Raw genomic sequence first — 2,955 nt, 5'->3', positions numbered from 1 at the left:
AGGCCGGCCTGACGGCCCCGGGCGAGCCCGGGGCACCCGCCGCGGTCGGCCCACGGCCCGCCACGTTGTACATCGACTGCGTGGCGGCGCCCACCGGCGGCGGCGTCGAGGTCCACACGATCCTCGTCTCCGCCGACGAGCTGTGGCACATCACCATGCTCAGACCCGAGACGCCGAGGTCACCACAGGCCGAGTCGTCGGCGCTGGCCGGACTGCACCGCGTGGCACAGGAGATCATCGGCTAGAGGTGGGCCGAAATGACGGGAACGGCGCCGGAGCCCCTCAGCATCCGACGCCGTCCCTCCATCTGGCAGATCGCGTACGATCCGGCCTCCACGCTGCCTCTCGGCTGCGGGTCGGCACCCCCCCCAGGTGCCCCGGTCGGCAAGACCGGCCCCTCGTTACGTGAAGTCGCAGCCCCTCAGCAACCACTTCACTTCGCCACCCACCCCTCGGCGGTGACTGAGATGACCCTATGTTGCAGCTGCCGTTCGATCAAGCCCATGATCAGGCGTTTCTCCGCTGACTTTCGCTCAACGACGGAAGCCGCATGGATCTACCAGCGGTTCTCCCCGCGGCGATACCAACGAACATTGGAAAGGTGCCCGGCCGGGTCGGTGCGCGTCCCCGGCGGAGCGGGCACCCACCGTGATCCCTGCCCGCGCTCGGAGATGTACAGGCCGGGCACCTGATATGTACTGTTACTGATGTTACTTATGTGACGCGTGGGGTTGGCTGTCCGCCCTCACGCGACCCCCGCTGTCGCCGCCCGCCGCGGCACCCGCTTTCGAGGAGAACGATGTCGCGCCGCACCCGGTCCTTCGCAACGCTTCTGGCCACGGCCTGCCTCGTCGTCGTCGGCCTCTCCCCCTCCGCCTCCGCGCAGTCACTCCTCGGCCCCACCGGATCCACCGGCTCGGTCGGTGCGCTCGGACTCGAGTCCGCACCACTGCCAGCGGTCGGCGGATCGACCGGCGTGCTCACCATGCCCGTCCCCGCCGTGGGACGGACCACGGCGGAAACCGGGGTGGCCTCGGTCTATCCCACCTCGGGCGAGACGGTGGGCGTCGCGCAACCGGTGATGATCCGGTTCGACCAGCCCGTCGCCGACCGTGCCCGCGCCGAGGCGTCGGTGGGAATCCGAACGGCGCCCGCCGTGGACGGCAAGTTCTACTGGGTCGGCGACTCGGAACTGCGCTGGCGACCACACGAGTTCTGGCCCGCGGGCACCTCCGTCACCGTGTGGGCCGGAGGGCGTGAGACCGTCTTCCGCACCGGCGACGCGGTGATCTCGACCTATGACGACGCCACCCACACCGTCACCGTCACCCGCAACGGCCAGGTGGTGCGCACCATGAAGGCCTCCGCCGGCCGCGACGCCTACGCCACCCACAACGGCGTCTACTACAACGGCTGGCGGGCCCGCGAGGTGCGCATGGACTCGGAGACCTGGGGACTGTCCCGAACCGCCGGCGGGTACGACACGATCGTCGAGAACGGCGTGCGGCTGAGCTACGACGGCATCTTCATCCACTCGGCGCCGTGGTCGGTCGCCGACCAGGGCGTCCGCAACGTCTCGCACGGCTGCATCAACGTCAGCCCCGAGGACGCGGCCTGGTACTTCGACAACACCCGCAACGGCGACCCGTTCATCGTCACCGGCGGCCCCGGCCGACCGTTCGGCGCGTTCGACGGTCAGGGCGACTGGAACTACTGACCGCGGGCGGCCGTTGGCCGCCGCTCCGAAACACTTCGGTTGTGACGCACGATATACTCGCGTAGAAGTCTGTCGTAACGCTTAGAGAATCCCCCGCCGCCCTCAGGAGCCCCTCACATGACCCGTTCCTCCCGCCCCTCGGTGGCCGCCGCGGTCCTCGCCGCGATCGCGCTCCTCATGGGGGTGTCGGTCAGCGCGGGCACCGCCCCGACCGCCGAGGCCCAGTCCGTCATGCCGCTGAGCCCGCCCGGGGTGCCGCAGCTCGAGAACGCGCCCCTGTACACCCCGACCATCCCGGGCGTCGGCGCGATGCCCGTGCTGACCTACCCGGTCATCGGACCCGCGCGGCCGACGCCCGAGTACGGCAACGTCGACATCTTCCCCACCCCGAACGAGATCGTGGGCGTGGCACAGCCGGTCATGTTCTTCTTCGACCGCCCCATCCGCGACCGGGCGCGGGCCGAGGCCACGATCGGCATCCGCACCGAGCCGGCGGTCCCGGGCAAGTTCTACTGGGTGAACGACCGCGAGGTGCGCTGGCGGCCCCACGAGTTCTGGCCGGTCAACACCTCCGTGACCGTGTGGGCCGGTGGCAAGCGTCAGCAGTCGTTCCGGACCGGCGACGCCGTGATCGCCGTGTTCGACGACCGCACCAAGCTCGTCACCGTCACCCGCAACGGCCAGCACATCCGCACCATGCGAGCCTCCGCCGGACGGCCCGGCTGGGAGACCTACAACGGCACCTACTACACCGGCCAGCGCGGCCGTGAGGTCCGCATGAACTCGGAGACGTTCGGTCTGCGCATCGAGGACGGCGGGTACAACTCGATCATCAACGACGCCGTCCGGCTCTCCTACGACGGCATCTACATTCACTCCGCACCGTGGTCGGTCGCCGACCAGGGGGTCCGGAACGTTTCCCACGGCTGCATCAACGTCAGCCCCGCCGACGCCCGCTGGTACTACGACACCAGCCGCAACGGCGACCCGTTCATCGTCAAGAACGGCCCCGGCCGCCCGTTCGGCGCGTTCGACGGCCAGGGCGACTGGAACTACTGACGCCCGCTCGCCGGCGGCGCGGTCAGCGGGGCGGCACCTGCGAGAGCACGCCCAGCAGCTGATCCGCGGGAACGCACCGAGGCGGCAGGTTGCTCGACTCGCCGCCACCCGGACCCCGCGGCCCGCCGAGCGCGTCGATCACCAGGTCCACCGCCCGCGGCGAGGCCAGCACCGTCAGG

Annotated in this window: 2 protein-coding genes and 1 pseudogene; all 3 read left to right on the top strand. The window is 70.3% G+C overall.

All coding sequences use genetic code 11. The features are described from left to right. Positions 1-245: pseudogene (locus G6023_RS12355) on the top strand (hypothetical protein); the annotation flags it as partial. 554 nt (positions 246-799) lie between these two features. Continuing rightward, complete coding sequence (locus G6023_RS12350; RefSeq protein WP_182635760.1) at positions 800-1,717, top strand: L,D-transpeptidase; 918 nt, start codon at positions 800-802, stop codon at positions 1,715-1,717. A gap of 117 nt (positions 1,718-1,834) precedes the next feature. Next, positions 1,835-2,776, top strand: a complete 942-nt coding sequence (locus G6023_RS12345; protein ID WP_182635758.1) for a L,D-transpeptidase — start codon at positions 1,835-1,837, stop codon at positions 2,774-2,776. The last annotated feature ends 179 nt before the right edge of the window (positions 2,777-2,955 follow it).

Origin of the sequence: Dietzia sp. DQ11-71 (genome assembly GCF_014144995.1) — a bacterium.
Taxonomy (GTDB): Bacteria; Actinomycetota; Actinomycetes; order Mycobacteriales; family Mycobacteriaceae; genus Dietzia; species Dietzia kunjamensis.
Note: the sequence above shows the minus strand (reverse complement) of the source record. Positions and strands in the feature narration are given on the sequence as shown.

What these genes read in the sequence shown, in the direction of transcription:
- G6023_RS12350 (WP_182635760.1), top strand. Translation starts at nt 800, where the DNA reads ATGTCGCGCCGCACCCGGTCCTTCGCAACGCTTCTGGCCACGGCCTGC.
- G6023_RS12345 (WP_182635758.1), top strand. Translation starts at nt 1,835, where the DNA reads ATGACCCGTTCCTCCCGCCCCTCGGTGGCCGCCGCGGTCCTCGCCGCG.